Source organism: Parendozoicomonas haliclonae, from assembly GCF_900174585.1.
GTDB classification, from domain to species: Bacteria; Pseudomonadota; Gammaproteobacteria; order Pseudomonadales; family Endozoicomonadaceae; genus Sansalvadorimonas; species Sansalvadorimonas haliclonae.
This window is the reverse complement of record NZ_FWPT01000006.1, coordinates 345,395-369,790: the sequence shown is the minus strand read 5'-3', so window position 1 is coordinate 369,790 and position 24,396 is coordinate 345,395. Positions and strand designations below refer to the sequence as shown.

Sequence of the window (24,396 nt, the reverse complement as noted above, 5' to 3'; positions counted from 1 at the left end):
CGTTAAGCGCAAGTTAGAAGAACGGTGTCTTATATGGCACCGTTTTTGTTTCCAAAACCAATTACGCGCGAGCCAAGATCCTTTCAGCACGAAACTCCTTAAAGTCCTGAAGGATCAGGTAGAGACAGGGCAGAACTATCAGCACCAATGCCGTGGAAACCAAAAGACCAAAGCTCACACTGATCACCAACGGAATCAATACCTGCGCCTGCAAACTGGTTTCAAACAACAATGGCAGCATACCGGCGACAGTTGTTGACGTGGTCAGAACAATCGCCCGGAGCCGATCCTGACTGGCCTGCCGCGCAGCATCCTCCAGAGACATGCCATCCCGGCAGTTATGCTTGATAAACTCCACCAGCAAAATGGAGTTATTCACCACAATTCCCGCCAGAGAGACAAAGCCAATCATGCTCGGCATGGCCAGGTTTTGCCCCATGATCAAATGTCCAAGCACCACCCCAATTAACGCCAGAGGAATCGCCACCATGACCAGCAACGGTTCAGCATAACTCCGGAACTGGAAGCTCAGCAAAGCAAAAATACCCAAAAGACCCAGAATCAAACCCGAGCGCAAGGAGCCCTGAGTTTCACTGGAGTTTTTCATCTCGCCCTGCACATCAATCTGCAAACCGGGGAAGTCACGTTTCAGCTGTGGGACAAACCGACTTAATGTGTCATTCACCACCTCAACAGTATTAGCTTCCAAAGCATTCAGGGAGCCAAACACAGTAATCGTGCCCTGGTTATTAATCCGCTGAATACGTGAGATATCCCGCTGCCAGTGGATATCTGCCAGAGTGGCCAGAGGAATCAATCGGGGCTGACCGGTTTGATCAGTTACTACTATCGGGAAGTCCCGGAGGGTATCCAAGTCAGGCTGGCTTTGATCCAACTGTACGACAATCTCCATATTGTCCGCCGTAGAGGCAAACCCAGGCAGAGTCGAATTGATCTCCCGATACACCTCATCAATCACCAGACCGGCAAAGGCACTGCGTAATTGGTTAGCCACCGTGCTGGCATCCAGATTCAAAATACGGGCTTCTGGCTTGAGGTTAAGATTCAGCTGCGGCTTACCCGGTCGGTAATCATCCAGCACGTTGTAAACCCCATGATAGCGGGCAAGCCAGACCTGCAGTTGTTGGGATGCTGCGGCCAGCTGTGGACGATCCAGCCCGGTCAAACGCATCTCAATGGCTCGCCCTGCCGGGCCAATGCTGGGTTCGGCCAGCATCACCTTGCTGGCGCGAGGCATGGGCGGCAAAGCATGAAGCCAGGCGCTGATTAACGTATCAATGGAGGTATTGCGTTGCTCGGCCGTTAATAAATCCAGACTGATGGTTGCCAGATGAGGACCAGTATCGAAGGCATCCGGATTCTCACCGTAGCGCACGGTAATATGCTCGATCAGAGGGCTGTCTTCCTGCCCCTGCAGCGCCATCTCAGCAGCCATCAGCGCGTTAAGAATCTCCTGCACCTGATGCTCGGTTTCCGCCAAAGGTGTACCGCCGGGCATAATCAAACGGGCTTCCAGAATATCGCCGTCTATTTCCGGCAGCGCATTAAATTTGAGAATCCCGCTGCTCATCATGGCAATACTGAGGAAGAAAGCGGCAGCTGTCGTACCGATCACAGCATAACGGTACTGAATAGCCTTCTCCAGCACATCCCCCAAACGCTTACGCTTGGCTTCAAACCAGATATTTACCCGCTGCTGTAGCCGGCCCGGCTCATTGGCATCTTGATGCTTAAGGGTGTGATGCAGATGCGACGGCAGAATAAAGAAGGCCTCTACCAGACTGACACTGATGACGATCAGCAATATTAAAGGCACGACCTTGAGTATCTGTCCCAGGTCGCCCTGCAGCCCGAGAATAGAGCCAAATACAAAGGCCGTAGTCAGGAACGAGGAAATAACCCCCTGGGATACCTTGCCCAGCCCCTGCGTAACCGCATCCAAAGGTGCAAGCCCTTTTCTGGCATGTTCCGCAACGCTTTCGGATATAACAATGGCGTCGTCCATCAGAATCCCCAGCGCCAGTAGCAGAGCCACCATACTCATCATATTAATGGTGAGATCCAGCTGAGCCATCACAAACAGACCGGCAATAAAACTGACCGGCAGACCGGTGATCACCCAAAAGCTGTAACGCAGGCCAAAGAACATCAGCAGGGTCAGGAATACCAACACCAATCCCTGCCAGGCATTACTGACCAACATATTCAGCCGGTCCTTAACAATCCCGGTCGAGTCCTGAGTCAAAGTGAGGTTAATACCCTTGGGTAATGCGAGTGTATCTGCAAACTCTTTAACAACCTGATGAACATCCAGACTGTCATCCTGGGTACTTTTCAAAACCTTCAACAACGCTACCCGCTGACCATCAAAGGTGGCGTACTCTTCTTCCTTATCAAACCCGAAATAAATATCCGCCAATTCATTCAGGTGAATCTGAGCGCCGTTACTTGCGCTGAGCAACGTCAGCTGGCCAAGCGCTTCTGGCGTCTGCCGTTCATCAATAAAACGCAGCTCGTAGGTTTTGTCTTTGTTGGTCAGATCACCAAGGGGAAGATCCAGATTCTGCTTTTGCAACAAGGCCGCGATCTGTTGAAGACTGATCTGATACTGGCGCAGCTTTTCAGGCTTCACACTCACTATGAGCTGACGCTGACTGAAACCTCCCAGCTCCACTAGCGGAATACCCGGTGTGGCCTGCATCTTTGCCTTGATAACTTCGGCAAGGTCCTTGAGTTCACTGGCAGAAAAATTTTCATCCTCAACCGTGAGCGCCAGGGAAACGACTGGAGAGGTACGCCCCAGCTCGGTAATCACCGGTGCTTTGGCTGTAGCCGGAAAATTATCTATCTCGCCGACAGCGGCACGCACATCATCCAGAAAGGTATCAAAATCCCCCTGTTCCAGCATTTTCAGCGTCATGCTGCCCATATTGGAACGGGCTTCACAGCGCTTCTCCTTCAGAAAGCTGATGCCATTGGTGACCTGCTCCAATGGCAGACAGATACCCTGTTCCACTTCCACCGGACCAGCCCCTGGATAGGCAACTGCCACTTTAACTTCATGAAATTTTATTTCCGGCAGGGTTTCCCGTCTCAGCTCTGGCAGACTGAGAAGACCAATGGCCAACAGCGCCAGCATCAGCAAATTGGCCGCCGTGGGGTGACCGGCAAATAATCGCAACATCGGTTACTCCCCCAGCACCATTTCAGGTTTTAGTTCAGCCTGCTGAGCACTAAGAGCCATGCCCTCAATAGCCGGGGCAATATCACTGAGCACAAGTTCAGCCTTGTCGTTTATCAACGATTGCAGCTGTTGCGCAGTAAACAAGGCATGGTCACCCGACAGCAACTTGGGCGTCACAAGTTGTTTATGTAGCCGATGGCTGATCGAATTGTCTTCCTTTGTGTTTGCTCGCGGATAAGCCAGAAACAGAGCCTGACCGGATGCTGTGCTGTGTAAAGCGGACAAGGGAACAGAAACCAGTGGCTGTACCTCTCCAATCAATTCCACATCAACCTGTAACTCTGCCAGCAATGGTGGCCGCTGCCCGGGAACAATATCCCCATATGGCTGATCAACATGAATAACGACACCCATGGTATGGCTACCGGGATTTAAGCCTTCTCGCAGCGCCACCACCTTGCCTTGCCAATGTTCGCCAGGCGCAACGGGCAAAGAAATTCGGGCACGTAAACCAGTGTTCTTCAGCTTTTCAGCCAGTTCATTTAGCGACAAATGACTGATTGTTTGTCCGTCAAAAGCCAGCTGATAAAACGGGCGCAGTTTCTCCAGTGAAAACTGGGCTTCAATCTCCACCTGCTCCATACCAATCGCTTCAAACAAGACCTGCCCCTGCGCCTTAAATGCATCGACTTCAACAGAGACGCTGCGAATACGTCCGTTCACCGGCATGGTGATACGGGTGCGGTCAATATTGCGCTGTTGTTGTGCGATAGTAGCTTCTGCGGAAGCCAGTTGTGCGGCAAGGTTTTGCTTATGACTGGGCAGCGCATCCAACTGTTGTTCCAGGCTGGATTGCTCCTGCTGCAGGCCAATAAACTTCTGCTGCTCCACATCCAGCTGTGATTGGGATAAAGAACCCTGCTTTGCAAGCTGCTGCCTACGTGTCAGCTCTTTCTCCGCCAGTACAACTTTCTCACTGACCAGCTCCAGACGCCTGCCAAGATTCACTTCACTGCTAAGCAGTTCCTGTTGCTGGGCATTCACCATTTTGTGCTGTGCCAGCGCCTGATCCATTGCCAGCTGATAATCCGTATCATCCAGCTGAACCAGCACTTCGCCCTCAGCCAGAATGGCTCCCTGAACCAGTGCCGGGCTGACCCAGACAACCCGGGCAGCGACTTCAGCAATCTGCTGCAGCTCGACAGACGCTTTCACGATGCCATGACCGGAGACGGATGGCTCATGCTCAACAACAGTGAGAACCTGAATCTCAACAGGAAGAGGGGTCTCCTGCTGTTCACTGTGCTGCGGACCTGAAGCGAGCTTTCCGGCCGCGATCAGTACCAGCAAACCTCCTGCGGCGATACCCGGCAAGGCCCACTTGCTGGAAAGAAAGGCAGGAAGTCTCATAGTTGCTCTCCCGGATTCTCCAGCGCTCGGGACAAAATTCCTATGAGGTGGTCTTTCCACTCCCGGCTGCACAGAGTCTCATGATCCAGATTCATCATTCGCGACATTACCGGTTCAGCAACAAATGGATAAAGCAGGTTGCTCATGAGCGTAGTGACCAGAAACTCGATTTTAAGATCACTGCGCAGAATGCCCAGAGAGATCAGCTGATGCAGCAGTGTCTGCAGATAGGTTTTCAGACGATTGGGAATAGCCTGCATGAAATGTTCACGGAGGCTGGATTCCTGAGTCAGGATTTCATCCTGAAACAGTTTTACCACCCAGGGCTCTGAGGCCAGCAGATCAACAACATTATCAACTAACAGAGGAATAGCGCGCTCTGGAGTGGACAGAACCTTACGGCTCAGCTCCATTAAAAACTGCTGGCGTCGTTCACCACTCTGCTCCAGCAGATCAATAAACAAACCTTCCTTGCTGCCAAAGTAATAACTCACCATGGCCGACTGCATCCCAGCCTGCTCTGCCAGCTCACGGATGGTAATGGAGCGGTAGGACTTCTGTTGCAGAAGCGTACGGGCTGCTTCGCGCAATGCCTGACGGGCGATTTCCTGCTTTTCAGGATTGAGAGGTCTGCCACGAGCCATAAGCTCTTCTCTTTTATTAATCGGATGATTAATAAAATAAATCCACAAACATTCCAATGCAAGTAAGTCGTGATTTCAAAAAACAGGACGAGCGTCTTTTATTGTCTTCGCGCAGGCTTTTACGACGTCAGATCAATACTTTTCTGAAGCTTCCCACTCGCATTAGTTGACGCAGGTCAAATATCGCAATTTCACCAGAACCGGCTCTTGAGGAAAGTCACTAACCCATAGATCGCTTATTGATAGCCTTGCGCCGTTTTCAATGGAGCTGCCTTTTTCTGGCGGTCTCTGGAAAAGGTCTCTCCCCCTTATAAAACCCCTGAGGGCTATCAAATGTCTCTGAACGACATCATCCTCTATATCATGGTGGGCTTCATGGTGCTTGGCGCCATCGACAAAGCCATGGGTAACAAGTTCGGTTACGGCGAAAAGTTTGAAGAAGGCTTTATGGCCATGGGTGCTCTGGCACTAGCCATGATCGGTGTAATCTGTCTGGCTCCGGTTCTGAACACTGTTCTGACTCCGGTTCTGGCTCCTCTGTACCAGGCTGTTGGCGCTGATCCTGCAATGTTCGCAGGTACTCTGCTGGCTAACGACATGGGTGGTTACCCACTGGCTCAGCAGATGACTCAGGATGCCAGCATCGCTAACTTCTCCGGTCTGATTCTGGGCGCCATGATGGGCCCAACCGTAGTATTCACCATCCCTGTTGCTCTGGGCATCATCGAGAAAGAAGACACCCAGTACCTGGCACGTGGCGTTCTGATCGGTCTGACCACTATCCCTGTGGGCGCTCTGGTTGGCGGTCTGGTTGCTGGTCTGCCAGTTGGCACCATCCTGGTGAACCTGGTACCGGTTATCATCGTTGCTGCAGCTATCTCTCTGGGTCTGAAACTGGCTCCAGCCAAGATGATCAGCGGCTTTGAAGTGTTCGGTAAGGGCGTTGTGATCATCATCACCCTGGCTCTGGCGGCTGCTGTTGTTGAAGCTCTGACCGGTATCGTTGTGATCCCTGGCATGGCTCCATTCTCTGATGGTGTGTCTACCGTTGGTCACATCGCCATGGTTCTGGCTGGTGCGTTCCCTCTGGTTCACTTCATCACCAACAAGTTCAACAAGCCACTGCTGGCTCTGGGTCGCTCCATGGGCATGGGCGAAACCGCTGCTGCTGGTCTGGTTGCTACCCTGGCTAACTCCATCGCCATGTTCAACATCCTGAAGGATATGGACAACCGCGGTAAGATCATCAACGTTGCGTTCGCAGTAAGTGCTTCTTTCGCACTGGGTGACCACCTGGGTTACACCGCTGCCGTTAACAGCGAAATGATCTCCGCCATGCTGGCTGGCAAGCTGGTCGGTGGTATCACTGCTCTGATCCTGGCTATCTTCCTGACCAAGAACATGGCAGAAGAAAAGCCGGTTGCCGGCAAAGCTGCTCACGCTTAATCCGCTGTGATCTGCATGCAGGTTTAAAGTAAGAAGGCTGCCCTCACCGGCAGCCTTTTTCTTATCAAACTGCGGGGTTTAAAACCCTTATTTCTTTAGCACGACAAACATCTTATTTTCCCAGCCTGTTCTGCATTTTAATAACGAGCGGTCTGCGAAAATCAGATAGCGTCCGGAGACCATGATGAAAGAAGAAATTCTCAGCGCCGGTGTTGATATCGGCACCTCCACCACTCAGCTGGTGTTTACCAAGATCATGATGGAGAACGTCTCTCCTGGCGCGATGATTCCCAAGATCGTTATCGTGGGTCGTGATGTCGTCTATCGCAGCCCGGTGTACTTCACCCCCCTGCTGTCGCCAACCATGATCGATGCTGCCAGGGTGAAAGACATCATCGAAGGCGAGTTCCGCAATGCTGGCATTAACCCGAGCGATATCGATACCGGTGCAGTCATTATTACCGGTGAAACCGCCCGTAAAGAGAATGCCAAGCAAGTAGCTGAAATGCTCAGCACCTTTGCCGGTGACTTTGTTGTGGCAACAGCCGGCCCGGATCTGGAAAGCATTATCGCCGGTAAAGGCGCTGGCGCAGCCCAGCACTCCGATGCCAAGAACATTATCGTCACCAATCTGGATATCGGTGGCGGCACCACCAATATCGCCTCCTACAATGTTGGTGAAGTAATCGACACCAGCTGTCTGGATATCGGTGGTCGTCTGATCAAGTTCGAGAAAGGCGGCACGGAAGTGACGTATATCTCCGAGAAGTGGTCTGAGATGACCCGCCGCATGGGTATGCCAGTACAGATTGGTGATGTACTGACCCGTCCGCAGATTGATCGTATCGTTGATAGTATGGTCGAGATTCTGGAAGAGTCTGTTGGCCTGAAGCCGGCCACGCCTGATCTGGAGTTTCTGGTGGGTCGTGGCACTTCAGCCATGCAACTGGATTACACCATCGACAAGCTGTGCTTCTCTGGCGGTGTAGCCGTTCATGTATACGACAATGATTCTACGGTAGGCGATTACGAGTACGGCGACCTCGGTGTTCTACTAGGCCGCGCCATCGCCCGATCCCCACTGGTCACCGGTATTGGTCAGTTTGAAGCCGTGGAAACCATTCGTGCGACAGTGATCGGCGCAGGCTCCCACGCCACTGATATCAGCGGCAGCACCATCAACTTTACCCGTGACGTCTTCCCGCTAAAGAACATTCCGGTTCTGCGTCTGAGCGCAAAGGATGAAGAGCTGCCAATGTCTGAGCTGGCCGGTATTATCCGCGACAAGCTCAGCTGGTTTAATCTGGAAACCGGCTCCCAGCACGTGGCACTGGGCATGAAAGGCCCGAAGATGCCCGAGTTCTCCTACGTGCAGGAACTGGCGGACGCCATCATCGAAGGTATGGATGCCATGATCCGTCTGGATCAGCCTCTGGTGGTTGTGGTGGAAGAAGACTTCGCCAAAGTACTGGGCCAGACCATCGAAACCAAGCTGCGCATCCGCAAGATCGAGAAGGATGTTATCTGCCTCGACAGCGTGGAAGTGAAAGACGGCGACTACATCGATATCGGTAAGCCACTGGCCGATGGCACCGTGCTGCCGGTAATTGTTAAGACACTGGTGTTTGGTTACTAAACCGACAGGAGAGCTCCTCCCCTCCTGATGTTGCAGCTCTGCGTTAACGCGCTTTGCTGCATCATACATCACCACCACTGCACAGCAGTGATCAGCCAGATGTGTTCCGAGGGGGCGGTGAGAACAGCCCCATGATGGCTAGATGTTCTGTGCTTCTGCCCACTCTTTCAACTGAGACAATATTGTAAGACTGGAACGACCAAGTTCTGATATTTCATAGGTTACGGCAATTGGACGGTCACTGATCACTGTTCAAATAATCAGTTGCTGGACCTCCATCTCTTGTAGTCGTTCATTGACTATTTTTTACTGGCTTCCCCGAGCATGCGGGACAGTTCGTTAAAGCGTACCGGCCCATCCTTAAGATGCCACAGAATGGAACCTTTCCATTGACCGCCAATAAGGCGCATGCCTCGTTCCATGCGCAGGGTTCCAAGCATGTTGTTTTTACTGATCGTGCGTTCATTGCTATTTATTGCGAGTAGGCTGGTTGATGCTACTCACCTCAAAACAGAAAATTTTCCTCCCTATAACTGTATTCAGGTACAAAGAGTCCCGTCATGAATATTCTTATCATCAATACCCATGAGCCTTATCCATTTTCCTAGGGTAAATTCAGCGGTGCGATGGTTGATATGGCAGCTGAAGTTGTCCATGCGAAAGGGCATGAGATCCAGATTACTCGCATGACGGAAGAATACGATGTTAACGCCGAACTGGAAAAACACCTCTGGGCCGATATCGTGATTTTGCAGATTCCAGTTAACTGGATGGGTGTATCCTGGTCGTTCAAGCGCTATATGGATCTTGTCTACACGGCCGGTATGCAAGGTGTGTTGTGTGATGGGGATGGCCGTCATCTGGAGGATCCATCGAGGCAATACGGCAGTGGTGGTAAACTTCAGAATACCCGTTACCTGATGTCGCTGTCGTTTAATGCACCGGAGGCGGCTTTCAATGATCCCGGGCAATATCTGTTTCAGGGCAAAAGCGTTGATGATCTGATGATTTCCATGCACATGAACTTCCGCTTCTTTGGCATGACGGCCCTGCCGACATTCGTCAGCTTTGATGTCATAAAGAACCCTGATACCGGGAACGATCTCAAACGCTATCAGGCGCACCTGCAACAACATCTGTGATTCCAGACAAACAGGAGAGAGATAATGCAACAGCACAAACTGGCTGCTGGTCAGGCTTTTCCTGAGCTGACAGTCGCAACACTGGCGGACGAGACAGTTTCCCTCGGCAAGCCTCGTACCGAGTCTGGCGCAGATTGGCAAATGGTTGTCGTTTATCGTGGACGCCACTGCCCATTGTGCACACGCTACCTCAATCAGTTGGCGGAGTTGAAGGACGAGTTAAAGAGCATCGGTATCGATATTATCGCTGTGTCTGCCGACTCAAAGACCCAGTTGGAAAGCCATATGGCGCAGCTTTCGGTGAACTTTCCCATGGCCTACGGCCTCACCGAGCGGCAGATGCAGACTCTGGGGGTCTATATCTCACTGCCGCGTTCAGCACAGGAAACAGATCACAACTTTGCCGAGCCGGGCCTGTTTGTTGTGAACAGTGACGGTAATCTGCACGTAGTGGATATTTCCAATAACCCGTTTGTACGCCCGGAGCTGGCAACCTTGATCTCGGGTCTGCGCTGGATTAGAGATCCTGCCAACAACTACCCGATTCGTGGAACCGCCACGTACTGACGAAAAAGAGTCGGGCGCGTGAGGTCAGCGCTTATCAATGTCAGTAATTATTTAAACGACTCAACTCGCGTATAATCTGGGAGCCGGTTGCCCGCCGGGTATAATCACGGCGGGCATGTTTGAAAATAATACGACCATCGTCAGGGGTTACGATAAACGTCGCTGGAACATTAAGTTCACTGGTATCCCAGTAACCCTCGACCGGATCAACAATACCCAGCTCTTTGTAGATGCGGGTGATCTCTTCTGTGGCGTAGTAGGTCATATTCAGTTTTTTACCAAACTCATTGCCCACATCACTAACGAGAGTGATCTCATTTGATTGAAACTCTGACTCTTCCGGTGTTTCCCGGGTAATGATGGCCATCTCGCAGCCTATGGCCTTAAAGGTTGAAGCCATACCATTAAGCATGGTGACCTGACCACGGCAGTAGGGGCACCACGAGGCACGCATAAAAGCCAGTAACAGCGGCTTCTGCCGATAAAGGTTTTTTACCGAAACCCGCTCCCCTGTAAATGTTGTTAGCGTTGCCTCGGGCAGGAGAGTGCCGACAGGTGTGATCTGTCGTTCAATATATTCATCCAGTATCTCCACGGCTCGTAACTTCAGGTGTTCCCGTTTGCTTAGCATGATCCAACCTATTCAGAGTGTCTTACCTAAGATTGAAATAGCGAAAAATAGACAAACTGCAAGCTTTGCGATGTGAAGGCTATACTGGCTCCTACGCTCAGCGTGGGAGCCAAACCACCAGAATGCAGCAAAAATTTTAAATCATCCCTGCCACGCCACCAGAATCACGCCGGCTGTAATCAAAGCCACACCCATCCAGTTCACAGTACTTAACTGCTCTCCCAGAAACAGCACACCCAGCACCGCGACAAACACCACACTGAGCTTATCAACAGGCGCCACCTGAGAAGCCTGTCCCAGACTCATGGCTCGGAAATAACACAGCCAGGACAAACCGGTCGCCACGCCGGACAACACCAGAAAGGTCAGTCCCTTGCTGGAAATCGTGCTGAGGGATTGGAATGATTTAGAGAAAAAGGCGATACCACCCACCAGCACCAGAATCACACAGGTACGGATAAACGTGGCAAAGTCGGAGTTCACGGTATTCACGCCCATTTTGGTAAACACCGCGGTCATAGCCGCAAACACAGCCGACAGAAAGGCCCAGAACAACCAGGAAGACTGAGACATAAAAAGTCCGGGTAGAGTAACAATGAACAGGCACAAAAAAGGGTTCGGAACTAAGGCTCCGAACCCTTTGGATTATTCAGAGAACTGAATAATTTAGATCAGCTTTCTGAAGAACTCTTCAGTCGGGGATGCGATCACAGTCTTGTGAATCAGCATGCCACGGGCACCGCCGGCTGCTTCAGCTGCGGCTTCAACCGCTGCAGTGACAGAAGCCAGCTCACCGGTCATGGTCACGTAGGACTTACCACCGATAGCCATAGCCAGTCGTACATCCATCAGTTTTACGTCAGCGGTCTTGGCTGCGGTGTCAGCTGCAACAACCGCAGAAGCCACACTGAAAAATTCCAGAATGCCAACCGGGCCACGCTTGTACACTTCGGAAGTGCCCTGCATTGCCGGGCACAGCTCTTCGTGAACACTTGGAATAACCAGTTCATTCACAATCATGCTACCGCCAACATCACGGCCGGCAGAGATGGCGGAAGAGACTGCGGCAACGTCACCAGAGACGATAGCCATGTATTTACCCGGGCAGATAGTCTTTGCATCTTCCAGGATAACCGCGGCAGCCTTGGTCATGGCGTCAGTTGCTTCCATGCCTTTGGCGATACTGCTGAATTCAAGAAGTCCCAGCGCCTTGCTCATGCTGCGTTCCTGCTAATAGTAATAGAGTCATTATCAACAGCGGTGACAACACCGCTGATGCTTGCGTGAATGGTGGAACCCAGCTTGCCTTCCGGAATGGTGCCAATCACCTTACCGGTTTCAACACGGTCGCCCACGCGAACCTGTGGCTCACTGCCGGCACCGATATGCTGCCACAGAGACAGAGTGACGGTATCCACATCAACCGCTTTAAATTCGTGCAGTTCCTGATGATCCCAGCGGGACAGGTCCAGACGGTTAATCAGTTTGTAAGGGTCAACCTTACGGTCTTCGCGACCTTCACGGGCAATAATGTTACTGCTATCGTGCTGGTAGCGGATGCCCTGGGCGCGCAGCTTGTTGGCGATAATGATATTCACCTGACGCGGGTCGATACCCATCGGGCAGGCATACATTTCACACACGCCACAGGCGCAGCACAGCAGCGCTTCGGAGCAGCTCTCATCGATAGGCATGCCGTACTTGATCACGTTCATCATCTTGTGCGGATGCAGATCGTGGCCGATCAGGTAACGTGGGCACTGCTGGGTGCAGAAACCACACTGAATACACGCCTTGGCGCGCATCAGAATCTGTTCTTCGGTCAGCTGGGAACGCTCAACCAGATAGTGATCCGCAGGGATAACAATCAGAGCACCGTCAGTCTTGGTGATGTTCATACGTGGCAGGTCGTCTTTCGTGACGATACCACCCATCATCGGGCCACCACGGATAATGGCAAAGTCGCTGGACACAGTGCCACCAGCCGCCGCCAGACACTCTTCAAAGCTGGTGCCAACCGGTACGCGAATCACACGCGGCTCACGCACTTCACCCAGAATGGAGACGTATTTGTAAGTGACCGGGATACCCTGAGCCGCATCGAACACACCAATCATGGTGGCGACGTTGGAGACCACACAGCCGACGTTCAGCGGGATACCACCAGGAGGAACGGAACGACCAGTGACTTCAAACACAGTCATCTGCTCATCACCGGCCGGGTAGAAATTCTGCAGCTCAAAGATCTCAACCGACGCACCCAGACGGGTGATCGCATCGTGCAGGCTGGCAATCGCTTCCTTGTACTTACCCTTAACAGCAATCACCGCCTTTTCGGCGCCGATCTGCTTCTGGGACATCAGGATGCCGCCGATCAGCTGCAGAGCCTGATTCTTCATCAGGTACTGGTCGGTCTGCAGCAGTGGCTCACACTCCGCAGCGTTGATAATCAGGTATTCCGCCTGCGCGTTGAGCTTGACGTGGGTTGGAAAACCGGCACCACCGGCACCAACAACCCCGGCCTGCTGAATCTGTGCAATCAGATCCATTCTTCCTCCGGTATTCGTGGACAACAATCTGCATGCCCACTGCATAGAAATTTTGATGCGTGGAGGATAAGCAGATAAAAAAAAAGGATATTGCGTCAGGTCACTTTTCCCGAAGAGGCGGAAGCGCTGTTTTCGGGAAAAGTGATAAATGTCAATGTCTGGTAAAAATCAGACCTGATCGTTGTAACGAATCTTGATGCGTTCAATCGCCAGAAGATCCATGGCCAGCGGCGACAGAACCGCACGACGACTGACCAACATTTCCCGCACTTCCCAGCGACCAAGGATCATGATGTCGGCTTCAGTGATACGCATCTGGTTACCAAAGTCGTAGAAGCGAATGCCACCCACCGGGCGATCATCCTGCTTGTTATGGAACATCGGCAGGTCAGCTGCTCCCGGCAGGCCCATCATAAAGCCCTGCAGGCATTTGAGACGGTTACCGGCGGCCTTGTGATGCAGAATCTGTCTGGCCTGCTCAACAATAATCGCCCCGGCTTCCAGCGGCGGTGTACCACCCTGGTAGATATTCGGGATCACACTGTCTTCAAACTCCAGACCAGGAAGCTCCGCAAACAGGCGGGCTTCTTTCAGGCTCTCTTCATCAGTCAGGTGATAAACGAGATAGGCCGACATACTGCGGCTGGACTCGATACCCGCCCCTGGTCGTTCACCCAGCAGCATAATCACCAGCTTGCAGCCCAGTGCACGGACGATATCTTCTGCGAGCTTGACCCGACCATGGGGAACAACAATGGTTTTACCCAGCTTCAGACCAGAGCTCAGCAAGCCATCTTCCAGTACCGGCAGCACATCCATAACATTGGTGTTTACGGCTTCTGCACTGAGACCGTCGGTCACCACAATCTGGATATCACACTGCTCCGGTGCCAGCGCATCAAAGCTGTCTACAGCGAGGAAGCAACCGGCAGCCGGATTGCTGTGATGCTCCTGCAGCGAGCTGGCTCGACTGTCTAACAGGCGAATATCCAGCTGTTCCAGCAACTCCATATTGAGATAGCTGGTTGCAGCCTGACGGGCGACGGCCATATTCATCCGCAATTCACGGACAATCGGGCTGCTCATCCGCGGGCCCGCAGTTTTCGGGGTTTGTGTACCGGAGCCGTACCCATAGTTCATGGGCACGTTTTTCATCATGTCGTCGAATTCGCTGCGGGAGTCACAGAAGGCTTCCGGCTTACCCCAGTTAGGGCCGCGACGGATACGGCCCAGTTTATCTTCAATAAATATCTTTTTATCCAGGCACCAATGCCAGAACTCCGGGGCCGGACGCAGGTTATACATTTCCCGCATGGTCTGGTTATCGTGGCCGCTGGTGTCGGCATAGGACAACATACGATCCACACCCAGATGGATATCGACAAAATACTGAGCACCGGCCGAGGTCAGCAGCTGTACCGCCATTTCCTGACCTTCCACACCGGCATCGGCATGCATGGTAAAGCAGGGAGAAACGCCCATCGGCAGGCCCATCAGCTTGCCCATAAACAGATCCTGCAGGTTGGAGATAATAATCTCCTGACTGTTGGCATGGGTTTCCGGACCGATAAAGCCGGTCACACTGTTAACCATGCCCGGGGTATACCGACGACATAAGCCGTAAGTCAGAGCTTCCGCCGTGGCCATATCTATGCCTTCGTGGTAGCCATAGCTGATCTCACTGCCCTGCCCGGTTTCAAAATACATAAATTGTTCGGTCTTACCGGCCAGCGCGCCTTTCTTGTTCATGGTCTCCCAGGCCTTATCCATAAACGACACACTGACATCAAACCCGCGACGCAGGGTTTTGTCGGTTCCGGCCAGAGACTGGAACAGCACATCCACCGGCACACCTTCTTCGATGCAGGCCAGCTGGGTACGGATATGGGAGAGTACGCACACCTGAGTTGGCGCACCGGTCTGCTTGCGCAGCTGATCAAGGTGCGTCAGGCAGGCGGCAATATTATCGAAGGTATCGTCAGACGGGTTCAGGCCGATCACCTGATCGCCATTACCCATAGACAAGCCCTGCAACACCATCGCAGTAATGGCGGCCAGATCATCGGTTGGATGGTTGGGCTGAATACGGGAAGAGAGTGTGCCTTCAAAGCCAAGATGGTTACGCAACTGGGAATGGCAGCGCATCTTGCGGGCATTGAAAACCAGATCATGGACGCTCATCAGTTTGGTGACCGCAGCCACCATAACGCCGGTCATCCCGGTACCGAACTCCAACAGCTCAGGCCCTGTGCACTCCATAAACCGGTCACGGAGTTCACCGAGAGTCAGCTGAGCAATAGTCCCGAACACATCATGGTCGATGTTGTAGTTCACCACCATGACTTCATCGATATCACCCTCGCGGGTGGTCAGCGGATGATCATAGATATGCTGAAGGGTCAGGTCGGCCAGAATGCTGCGGGCTGCCTCCCGCTGAATCTCATTATCAACGGCCAGCCCGGCACCACGATCACCTGCCTTGCTGTAATCCGCCGCTCCCAGCAATGCCGCCAGCCCTTGAAACGAATACTCCTGCCCGGCCACCCGCATGCGGTAAACCTGCTCTCTGGCTGGTACGGGAACAACGATCTGATCAAGAGGCTTATGGTGGTTGACGAGAGACAATGTCATCCTCCGATGGGATTGACGGAAACAGGGAGTCACTGTGTGCACAGATACCGACAGTTTAAAACGACCCCGCTGAAGCCGCCGTCAGTGCATTCCATAATAGTAAACGGGAATTACGTAGTTCCTTGCGCAACCAAGACTGACGAACTGCACCGAACGCTCCTGCACTTCATCCACCACAATCAGGGTGACCGGGATGCGCCCCCACTCTGTCGCATAACTGCCCAGCACCTTGCCAAAGTCCATAGGTGCGATCAGAAGCAGAGGCGTGTCCGCATTGATAATGCCGCTTTTTAACTGCTCAGCCAGATGCTGGCCCAGCCTGCGAACATCCATCAAAGACGGATAACTGCCCGCCTCGGGAATAATCTGCAGACAACTTCCAGCCGTACAACGAGCAGCCATAGCGATCGCCTGGGCAACATCATCTTTGGAAGCCGAGATACACAACCGGCCAATAACCGGCAGATGTCGTAAAGGAAGCAGAGACGGACTGGGCAGATGGACAGAGTGGCCGGAGATTTCCGCACTATGAATAGCCAGGCCATAAACCGTAGACTGCCCGCGATTCTCGGGAACATGCCCCTTCAGATGACGACACAGCTCAGGCTCCTGCAGAATACGTTCGGCAAGGTCGATACCGAGGTCGCCAAAGGCTGCAATGGTCGCAGGCAAAGCCCCGCCCTCACTCACCTTATACAACAGCTCACCCACACCACCGGAGAAGGTCAGAGACAAGTCTTCCCCGCCCTGCCAGCCGGAAGGCAGATCCACCAGCAGTGAACCGGGCAGACATTGAAAAAACGCCTGATCGCCATGAACAATCGCCAGCAGCGCATCAATATAAAGATCGAGAATAAGATGACGGCAGGAACGCACCATCGGCCGCCCAACCTCAGCAGAGAAGCCGTAATAGTCCGCCAGCTGTCGGCCAATCTCCGAGACTCCGGCCAGCGTATAGCTGCCCGGCTGAAAACGAAAATGGCGGGCACCGATATGAAAACATCCCACTTCGGAGACGTTGCCATTACGGCCGACAGCAATATTGGTGGTTCCCCCACCAATATCCAGATTCATAAACTGACTGCGGGGGAAGGCCTGACTCATTCTCTGGGTGTTCCCCATATAAGCCAGCCAGGATTCCAGTCCGGCATCGGCCGCCGTTGCGACAATAAAATTACACAGGCGCTGCTCAACAGCCGCGGCAATCGTTTCCGCATTGCTGCCTCGGGCCGCCAGACCGGTAATGATCAGACCACCGCAGAAGATATCCTCAGCACAGGTACCACTTTGCTTCAGCCAAAGCTCAAGACAGGCCAGTACATCCTCAACATGCAGCACATCATCAACGAAAGGGGTAAACAACGGTTCAGAACGGTAAATAATTTCTGGAGTACCGGCCCCCAGAGTGCCGGAAAAGCGATTCTGTCCAACACGGGTACGGGCGATCATGGCGCGACTGGTCGTGGAGCCAAAATCCAGCCCGATCATCAGAACATGACCAGAGCACTCTCGTGGGGAGTTAGCTGAACAGAAGGAAGACAAGGAACAAGCACCGCAGCCTTTGGCTGCTCAATACACCGTGGAAACAGAGCCCACAGGCACACACAAAAAGGACATTCAAAACCTACCAGACAATCCTGCCGCCCTCTGTTGATTCACATCAACACCCGAACGCCGAAAAACAGCCTCACTCACTGTTTTATGACCGTGGGCATGAATCGAGATCAATATTGACCTGCATCTATGTTTTCAAAACCACGCAAAGATTACCTTGAGATGAATCACGCCGGTCAAAAAACCGATCTGCTATGGTCGCGTCTTAATAATTAGGCCCTTCAATCTGTCCTTCACAGAAGAGTCTCAGGATCCTATGTCTGAAGATACCCCAAACCGTCTGACCAAGATCTACACCCGCACCGGCGACAAGGGCGAAACCAGCCTGGGCGAAGGCCGCCGCGTTCCTAAAGACCACGCGCGCATGGAAGCTATCGGCACTGTTGATGAGCTGAACTGCTGGATGGGCCTGCTGATCAACGAAGTGCGTGACGGCCAGATCCTGCGTCACAAACTGCTGGACCCTCTGCTGGAAATTCAACACCGTCTGTTTGATGCCGGTGGCGAGCTGGCTATGCCGGGCTGGCAGATCATCAAACAAGAACACGTTGATAGCCTGGAAGCCCTGATTGACCAGTTCAACAGCGAACTGCCACCACTGGAAAACTTTATCCTGCCAGGTGGCTCCTCACAGGCCTGTCACTTCCATATGGTACGCACCGTTGCCCGCCGTGCGGAACGTCGCATTATCGCAACCCGCAATGCCGGCGAAGAGATCAACGCGCCGCTGCTCAGCTACTTCAACCGTCTGTCCGACTTAATGTTTGTGCTGGCCCGTTACATTGCCCGCCAGACCGGCGGTGAAGTACTGTGGCAACAGTCCGACCGCGAAAAAGTGTAAACTTGTCTTTCGCCCGCACTCTGCGGGCGAAATTACAGTGATCAGCAGACAGCAAAGTCATGATAGAACTCGTACTGGGCGGTGCCCGCTCCGGAAAAAGCTCTTATGCCGAACAGCAGGCGATAGACAGTGGTCTTGAAGTGACCTATATCGCCACAGCCACGGTTTACGATCAGGAAATGGCCGATCGTGTGGAGCACCATCGTCAGCAGCGCCCGGACCACTGGCCGGTGGTCGAAGAACCGGTGGAACTGGCCGAAGTACTCAAGCGCGAAGCCCGTGAAGATCGCTGCCTGCTGGTTGACTGCCTGACTCTGTGGGTCAGCAATCTACTGTGCATGGACGACACAGATGCCTGGCCGACCAAACGACAGGAGCTGCTCAATGTTCTGTCTGAGCTGCCTGGCCGCATTATTATGGTCTCCAATGAAGTCGGCATGGGCATTATCCCGATGGGTGAACTGACCCGCCGTTATGTGGATGAGTCAGGACGACTGCATCAGGCCATTGCCCGTTCAGCTGACAAGGTCACCTTTGTCGCCGCCGGCCTGCCGCTGGTAATGAAAGGCAGCAAGCACTAACACCATGAGCAGGCAGCCAATCACTCCGGGAACAACGGTTATTGACCTTTTGCGTCACGGACAGCCTGAAGGCGACAGCTGCCTGTTAGGTTCTACCGACAGAGCCTTGTCGGATACCGGCTGGCAGCAACTGCGTTCAACAACCGCCCACAATCCCGGCTGGACGCAGATTATCAGCTCCCCACTGCAGCGCTGTGCCGCTTTTGCCCGGGAACTCTCAGCACAAAGCAGCCTGCCGCTGACCATTGATCCCGAGTGGCGCGAAACCAGCTTTGGTGAGTGGGATGGCGTCAGCTACGACACCCTTCACCAAGAGCATCCCGAACAGCTTTCGGCCTTCTGGTCTGATCCCAACACCAACACACCGACCGGTGGCGAACCGCTTTCTGCCTTCCGAGGCCGTATCAATCAGGCCTGGGAGGCTCTGATCGATAACTCGGCTCAGGGTCATATTTTGCTGGTGACCCACAGCGGTGTTATCCGTCAGGTACTGGCGCATATTCTTGAGATTCCGACAGACAGTATGGTGCCTTTTACTCGCATCCATACGCCTTACGCCTCGCTCTGCCGGATCGAAGTCTATACCGATGAACAGGGCCGTCATTGGCCACGTTTACTGTCTCTGGGTTCCACAGGATAAACAGCCATGGACGAGCAATCCCCTTCTTCAACAGTATCCACCCGGGAACGTCACAGCCGTGCCATAGCTTTGGCTCTCGGTTTTTTCAGCCGCCTGCCTACCCGCCACCTCGAAACCATTGAAGATGAAGATATGGGCCGGGCGGTTGTTTATATGCCGGTTGTCGGTTTAATTATTGGCCTGATACTGGTTGTTACCGGATTGGTGCTCAGCAGCTTTCTGGGCAGCTGGCATGGTGACCTGAACACTATTCATCTGTCTCTTATTGGTTTGACTCTGTTTGCCATTCTTACTCTGGCCAGCGGCGGCCTGCATCTGGACGGTCTGGGCGACTGTGCCGATGCCTGGGTCGGCGGTCTTGGCGACAAGGAACGCACCCTCCTCATTATGAAAGACCCGACCTGTGGTCCGATGGCGGTAATGGTTGTGGTGCTTGGCATGCTGGTGAAAGCCGGAGGCATGGTGGCGCTGACAATCAGCCAATCCTGGCTGGCCATATTGCTGATTCCTGTGCTGAGTCGCACAGCAGGCATGGGTCTGTTCCTGAATACGCCTTATGTCCGCCCGAAAGGTTTGGGCCAGGCCTTTTCTGACTTTGCCGCCAACCCCGTTACCCGCAGTGAGTGCCGCTCCTCCCTGATGGCTGCCCTGGCGATCTCGGCTGTTCTTCTGGCTGGTGTATGGCCCGCGCTGATTCTTGTTCTGCTGCTATGGTACTGGTTGCGCCAGCAGACCCTTTCGCGCCTGGAAGGCTTTACCGGTGATGTCTGTGGTGCAGTGATCGAGATTACAGAAGCCTGCCTGTTTCTGTTTATCGCCCTGCTTGTTTGAATCGTACCCATTACCTTAATTGTACAAGCTGTCTGTCTGAGTCGTTTATCAAAGTTTCTGGGCTGAGAGGTTGAGCCTGTGTCCAAACCGGTTATTTGTTTCAGCATTATCAATAGCGTTGCCCGCCTGCCTGACCTGCATAAGCTCAGCGATGCCGGCGCGGGTGCCGGGTTGATGTCGTTCACCCCGGCCAACAACAGCGAGATGATTGCAACGGGATACGACACGACCCATCTGCCGGGCATCGAGCCTCAGCCGCTACTGTCCAATGGCGGTATAACACCAGCCTTGCTGACCCACGCTCTGCTCCAGCTATTTCGCAGAGCCGGCCATAAGGTTGTGATGCGCATCTACAATCTCGACCTTGAACACAAACCTTATATTCCGGAAGACAAACTGGCTCTGGATGGTTTGGAGCAATGGTCCTGCACACAGGCAGAAATACCACAACTGGTTCACAACACCCTGCTGCCGAACCTGAAACAGGAAGATCAGGATGACTGGATCAGTGTGGTCGCCGAGTGCGGTGTTGGCGGAACCATTTATGCCAACCTGTGGCTGAACCTGTTGCTGGATAACCCGGTGCTTGCCGCTGGCAGCACATTGGACCCGGAGAAACTGGCGGAGCGGCAGGTGCTTATAGAAGCCCTGACCAACCGTGTGCAAAACTCTGGCCTGCCCATCACTGCCGCAGCGCTGCTGAGCGACAACAGCACTCACGACAACCTGCAGACAGCTGTCACCCTTATGCTGCAAGGGCTTGTTGATCATCAGCGCAAACATCCCCTGCTGCTGGCCGGTGGTTTGATGGTGATCGTGCCCTGGCTGATGCTGAACCGGGAACATCCTGAGTGGAAAGCCCCCCTTGCCGGCAATGCTATTCAGGCAACGACACAGTGGGTTTATCGGGATCTCCATGAACAGCACGGTCCGGACTATATTCCGGGCACTGATATTCCGCTGATGATGCCGGAAACCGGATTCCACCATTCCTGCCACACCTCACTGCAGGTGTACGAACAGGGTCTTGTGGTAGAAGGCTGTGGTCTCGGCGGCTGTCTGGTACTGGCAGAGAAACTTGGCTTTTATCAGCAGCAGATACTGGCCATCATGGACGAATTCACTTCGCGACATATTGCTCTTTTTGAGCCAAACCATTTCGAGTCAGACAATGACTGATAAAACCCTCTCCCCTCGCTCGATTATGATTCAGGGGGCCACCTCTGATGCCGGTAAAAGTGTGCTCTGCGCAGGTCTGTGCCGCGCACTGACTCGCCGCGGTTTCAAGATTGCCCCGTTCAAACCACAGAATATGGCGCTGAACAGCGCCGTTACCGTTGATGGTGGTGAGATCGGCCGTGCTCAGGCAGTACAGGCGCAGGCCTGCGGCCTCGAACCACATTCCGATATGAACCCGGTGCTGCTGAAGCCGAACACCGATATCGGTGCTCAGGTTATCGTCAACGGTAAAGTGGTCAAGGATATGGATGCCCGCTCCTACCACGACTACAAACCCAAGGTGATGCAGGCCATCCTCAGCTCTTTTGAGCGACTGAAGTCGTTCAGCGATGCGGTGGTGGTTGAAGGTGCCGGTAGCCCGGCCGAGATCAACCTGCGCGAAGGTGATGTCGCCAATATGGGCTTTGCTGAAGAAGCCGATGTGCCGGTAGTCATTGTTGCCGATATCGACCGTGGCGGTGTCTTTGCCCACCTTTACGGCACATTGGCGTTGCTGTCGGAGTCTGAACAGGCGCGGGTGAAAGGTTTTATCATCAACCGCTTCCGGGGTGACGTAACCCTGCTGCAGCCGGGTCTGGACTGGCTGGAAGAGAAGACCGGCAAAAAGGTTCTTGGCGTACTGCCTTACCTGCACGGCCTGCATCTGGAAGCTGAAGATGCGGTAGCAGATCAGCAATTCACTGGTGAAGAAGCCAATGTTCTCAAGGTGGTGGTGCCGGTTGTTTCCCGCATCAGCAACCATACCGACTTCGACCCTCTGCGCCTGCATCCGAATGTGGATATTCGCTTTGTGCGCAAAGGCGAAGAGTTCCCGGCCTGTGATCTGATCATCCTGCCGGGCAGCAAAAACACCCGTTCCGATCTGGACTTCGTTCGTGCCAACGGCTGGGACCGTGCCGTATACCGACACCTGCGTTTTGGCGGCAAGGTGATGGGTATCTGCGGTGGCTACCAGATGCTGGGCGAGATGCTCCACGATCCTCTGGGTCTTGAAAGCGCCGCTGGCAGCAGCAAAGGTCTGGGCCTGCTGGACATTGAAACCACCATGGAACCGGATAAGCAACTGCATCGAGTCAGCGGTGTTCTCCGTCTGCCAGGGCAGGGCTCTGCTACTGTGACCGGCTATGAGATTCATGCTGGAATCACCACCGGCAAGGCTCTTGAGCATCCGCTGATCACGCTGGAAGGTGATCGCCCGGATGGTGTGATCTCCGACGATGGTCTGGTATTTGGCACCTACCTGCACGGTGTCTTTGAGCACCCGGAAGCCTGTCGTGCAATTCTGGAATGGGCAAGCCTGAAGGATGTTGAGATTCCGGATTACAATGAAACCCGTGAAGACGGCATCAACCGTATTGCCAATGCCATGGATGAGCATCTGGATATGGATTACATCATGCAGGTGATTGGCTTAAAGCAGGCTTGAGTAATGGATTACCTCCCTCTCTTTCTTGATGTAAAGAACCAACGCTGTCTGGTAGTTGGCGGTGGCGATGTAGCCCTGCGCAAAATCAGGCTACTTCACTCCGCCGGCGCACGCCTGCGGGTTGTGGCTCCGGAAATCCGCAAAGAGGTTTATGCCTTTCTGAGCGGCAGCCATCATGAGTTGAAAGAGAGGGCGTTCCATCCGGATGATCTGGGGGGTGTCGCTCTGGTCATTGCTTCAACCGATAACCATGCGGTAAACCAGCAGGTCGCCGAACGGGCAAAGCAGCAGGGTGTCTTCGTCAATGTGATTGATGCACCGGAAGCCGGTAATGCCATTGTTCCTGCGATTATTGACCGTTCCCCGGTAATGGTCGCGGTTTCCACCAGCGGGACCACACCTGTTCTGGCCCGCCTGCTTCGGGAGCAGCTGGAGAGTGTACTTCCCAATGGGCTTGGCCAGCTGGCAGCCCTGGCCGGTGAATATCGGGGTCTGGTGAAAGCCCGCTTTGACAGCATCCATGATCGCCGCCATTTCTGGGAGGAAACTCTGACCAGTGATGTGGCGGAACAGGTGTATGCCGCCCAGCTGGAACAGGCTCGCAGTACATTGGAACAGCGGCTAGCAGGCGCAGAGTTAAGCAGTGGTGAATTGTACCTGATCAATGTTGCCCACAATGATCCGGACGAACTGACCTTCAAGGCTTTGCGCCTGATGCAGAAAGCGGAAACCGTCTTCTACACCGATGATGTATCAAAAGCCATTATGGCGCTCTGTCGCCGCGATGCTGACCTGATTGCCGTAAAGAACGCAGCAGAGCATGAAGCTCTGATTATTGAACATATAAACAATGGCCGTCGTGTGCTTTTCATCTCTGCCGATTCAGCATCCCTCATCACCATAAGCTCCAACCTTTCTACGCTGCTGGCCAATAAAAACGTTCCTGTTCACACCATACCGACCCCGCGTTTATAGACACAGGTCTACAAACCCCCAGCTTTTGGTGTTTGTACGCATTCTGTAACTCATCCCACTCCGGTAATTTTCTGCCGGCACAGCCCACCTCATTCCGGATTGTGCCGAACGTGCTCTGGTGCCTTGCTCTTTGTTTCTCCAAAGACAGGGTGAAAAGGGAATGGGGTGAAAATCCCCAGCTGTACCCGCAACTGTAACAGGCGAGCTGCCGGTTAATAGGTCACTGGATCTTTGATGATCCGGGAAGACAACCGACCAGTGATGACCCTGAAGCCAGGAAACCTGCCAGAACATGAAATCTCTATGTATCGGGCGGGTATACCCGATTGGATGAAGCACACCTTCTCTCCAAGCCATACCCGACTTGTACTGCGCCTTTAACACAAAG

The 24,396-nt window shown here is 53.4% G+C and carries 21 protein-coding genes and 1 riboswitch; of the genes, 11 read left to right on the top strand and 10 right to left on the bottom strand.

All coding sequences use genetic code 11. From position 1 onward, the window contains the following. Positions 1-61: 61 nt before the first annotated feature. From EHSB41UT_RS14825 to EHSB41UT_RS14815, 3 genes are read right to left on the bottom strand one after another with little or no spacing between them, the layout of a single operon-like run. Positions 62-3,205 carry an efflux RND transporter permease subunit gene (locus tag EHSB41UT_RS14825; protein WP_087111182.1) on the bottom strand — a complete coding sequence of 1,048 codons (3,144 nt, stop codon included), beginning with the start codon at positions 3,203-3,205 and terminating at the stop codon, positions 62-64. Positions 3,206-3,208: 3 nt separating this feature from the next. Beyond that, complete coding sequence (locus EHSB41UT_RS14820; protein WP_087111180.1) at positions 3,209-4,615, bottom strand: efflux RND transporter periplasmic adaptor subunit; 1,407 nt, start codon at positions 4,613-4,615, stop codon at positions 3,209-3,211. Next, positions 4,612-5,259, bottom strand: a complete 648-nt coding sequence (locus EHSB41UT_RS14815) for a TetR/AcrR family transcriptional regulator (protein WP_087111178.1) — start codon at positions 5,257-5,259, stop codon at positions 4,612-4,614. Before EHSB41UT_RS14815 ends, EHSB41UT_RS14820 begins: the two co-directional genes overlap by 4 nt. Positions 5,260-5,592: 333 nt before the next feature. On the opposite strand from EHSB41UT_RS14815, the gene eutH reads away from it, so the two are divergent. Next, positions 5,593-6,705 (top strand): ethanolamine utilization protein EutH, encoded by a 1,113-nt coding sequence (eutH, locus tag EHSB41UT_RS14810; RefSeq protein WP_087111176.1) that lies wholly within the window; start codon positions 5,593-5,595, stop codon positions 6,703-6,705. Positions 6,706-6,886: 181 nt separating this feature from the next. Continuing rightward, on the top strand, positions 6,887-8,341 hold the full coding sequence (gene eutA / locus EHSB41UT_RS14805; protein ID WP_242667328.1) for an ethanolamine ammonia-lyase reactivating factor EutA: 1,455 nt from the start codon (positions 6,887-6,889) through the stop codon (positions 8,339-8,341). A 299-nt stretch (positions 8,342-8,640) separates the two neighbouring features. On the opposite strand, the gene EHSB41UT_RS24725 is transcribed toward eutA, so the two are convergent. After that, complete coding sequence (locus EHSB41UT_RS24725) at positions 8,641-8,781, bottom strand: winged helix-turn-helix transcriptional regulator (RefSeq protein ID WP_242667327.1); 141 nt, start codon at positions 8,779-8,781, stop codon at positions 8,641-8,643. A 195-nt stretch (positions 8,782-8,976) separates the two neighbouring features. Here EHSB41UT_RS24725 and EHSB41UT_RS14795 point away from each other — a divergent pair, with 195 nt between their 5' ends. Both EHSB41UT_RS14795 and EHSB41UT_RS14790 read left to right on the top strand, forming a co-directional pair. Further along, positions 8,977-9,483, top strand: a complete 507-nt coding sequence (locus EHSB41UT_RS14795) for an NAD(P)H-dependent oxidoreductase (protein ID WP_242667326.1) — start codon at positions 8,977-8,979, stop codon at positions 9,481-9,483. A gap of 24 nt (positions 9,484-9,507) precedes the next feature. After that, a complete protein-coding gene (locus EHSB41UT_RS14790) occupies positions 9,508-10,050 on the top strand; it encodes a peroxiredoxin-like family protein (RefSeq protein ID WP_087111172.1) in 543 nt (180 codons plus the stop codon). A 40-nt stretch (positions 10,051-10,090) separates the two neighbouring features. On the opposite strand, the gene EHSB41UT_RS14785 is transcribed toward EHSB41UT_RS14790, so the two are convergent. The 6 genes from EHSB41UT_RS14785 to EHSB41UT_RS14760 form a co-directional block, all read right to left on the bottom strand. After that, positions 10,091-10,681, bottom strand: a complete 591-nt coding sequence (locus EHSB41UT_RS14785) for a peroxiredoxin-like family protein (protein ID WP_087111169.1) — start codon at positions 10,679-10,681, stop codon at positions 10,091-10,093. Positions 10,682-10,822: 141 nt separating this feature from the next. Continuing rightward, positions 10,823-11,254, bottom strand: coding sequence for an EamA family transporter (locus EHSB41UT_RS14780; protein WP_087111167.1), 432 nt, complete (start codon positions 11,252-11,254; stop codon positions 10,823-10,825). A gap of 93 nt (positions 11,255-11,347) precedes the next feature. Next, the gene (locus EHSB41UT_RS14775; RefSeq protein ID WP_087111165.1) at positions 11,348-11,899 is read right to left on the bottom strand and encodes a BMC domain-containing protein; all 552 of its coding nucleotides are present in this window, start codon (positions 11,897-11,899) and stop codon (positions 11,348-11,350) included. Further along, complete coding sequence (locus tag EHSB41UT_RS14770) at positions 11,896-13,230, bottom strand: 4Fe-4S dicluster domain-containing protein (protein WP_087111163.1); 1,335 nt, start codon at positions 13,228-13,230, stop codon at positions 11,896-11,898. Before EHSB41UT_RS14770 ends, EHSB41UT_RS14775 begins: the two co-directional genes overlap by 4 nt. A 168-nt stretch (positions 13,231-13,398) precedes the next feature. Beyond that, on the bottom strand, positions 13,399-15,855 hold the full coding sequence (eutB, locus tag EHSB41UT_RS14765) for an ethanolamine ammonia-lyase subunit EutB (RefSeq protein ID WP_242667325.1): 2,457 nt from the start codon (positions 15,853-15,855) through the stop codon (positions 13,399-13,401). A gap of 87 nt (positions 15,856-15,942) precedes the next feature. Continuing rightward, positions 15,943-17,349, bottom strand: coding sequence for an ethanolamine ammonia-lyase reactivating factor EutA (locus EHSB41UT_RS14760; RefSeq protein WP_087111158.1), 1,407 nt, complete (start codon positions 17,347-17,349; stop codon positions 15,943-15,945). Positions 17,350-17,731: 382 nt separating this feature from the next. Between EHSB41UT_RS14760 and EHSB41UT_RS14755 the strand changes: the two genes are divergently transcribed. The 7 genes from EHSB41UT_RS14755 to EHSB41UT_RS14725 all read left to right on the top strand — a co-directional run bounded on the left by EHSB41UT_RS14755 (position 17,732) and on the right by EHSB41UT_RS14725 (position 24,008). After that, positions 17,732-18,316 (top strand): cob(I)yrinic acid a,c-diamide adenosyltransferase, encoded by a 585-nt coding sequence (locus tag EHSB41UT_RS14755; protein ID WP_087111157.1) that lies wholly within the window; start codon positions 17,732-17,734, stop codon positions 18,314-18,316. 59 nt (positions 18,317-18,375) lie between these two features. Further along, positions 18,376-18,897, top strand: a complete 522-nt coding sequence (gene cobU, locus EHSB41UT_RS14750) for a bifunctional adenosylcobinamide kinase/adenosylcobinamide-phosphate guanylyltransferase (protein ID WP_087111155.1) — start codon at positions 18,376-18,378, stop codon at positions 18,895-18,897. Between the two features lie 4 nt (positions 18,898-18,901). After that, positions 18,902-19,537: an alpha-ribazole phosphatase family protein gene (gene cobC, locus EHSB41UT_RS14745; protein ID WP_087111153.1), complete on the top strand. Its 636-nt coding sequence runs from the start codon at positions 18,902-18,904 to the stop codon at positions 19,535-19,537. A gap of 6 nt (positions 19,538-19,543) precedes the next feature. Continuing rightward, positions 19,544-20,368 (top strand): adenosylcobinamide-GDP ribazoletransferase, encoded by an 825-nt coding sequence (locus EHSB41UT_RS14740; RefSeq protein ID WP_087111151.1) that lies wholly within the window; start codon positions 19,544-19,546, stop codon positions 20,366-20,368. Positions 20,369-20,446: 78 nt separating this feature from the next. Next, the gene (locus EHSB41UT_RS14735; protein ID WP_087111149.1) at positions 20,447-21,547 is read left to right on the top strand and encodes a nicotinate-nucleotide--dimethylbenzimidazole phosphoribosyltransferase family protein; all 1,101 of its coding nucleotides are present in this window, start codon (positions 20,447-20,449) and stop codon (positions 21,545-21,547) included. After that, positions 21,540-23,033: a cobyric acid synthase gene (locus EHSB41UT_RS14730; protein WP_087111147.1), complete on the top strand. Its 1,494-nt coding sequence runs from the start codon at positions 21,540-21,542 to the stop codon at positions 23,031-23,033. Before EHSB41UT_RS14735 ends, EHSB41UT_RS14730 begins: the two co-directional genes overlap by 8 nt. A gap of 3 nt (positions 23,034-23,036) precedes the next feature. Then, the gene (locus EHSB41UT_RS14725; RefSeq protein ID WP_087111145.1) at positions 23,037-24,008 is read left to right on the top strand and encodes a siroheme synthase; all 972 of its coding nucleotides are present in this window, start codon (positions 23,037-23,039) and stop codon (positions 24,006-24,008) included. Between the two features lie 99 nt (positions 24,009-24,107). Then, a riboswitch (cobalamin riboswitch) is annotated at positions 24,108-24,312 on the top strand. The last annotated feature ends 84 nt before the right edge of the window (positions 24,313-24,396 follow it).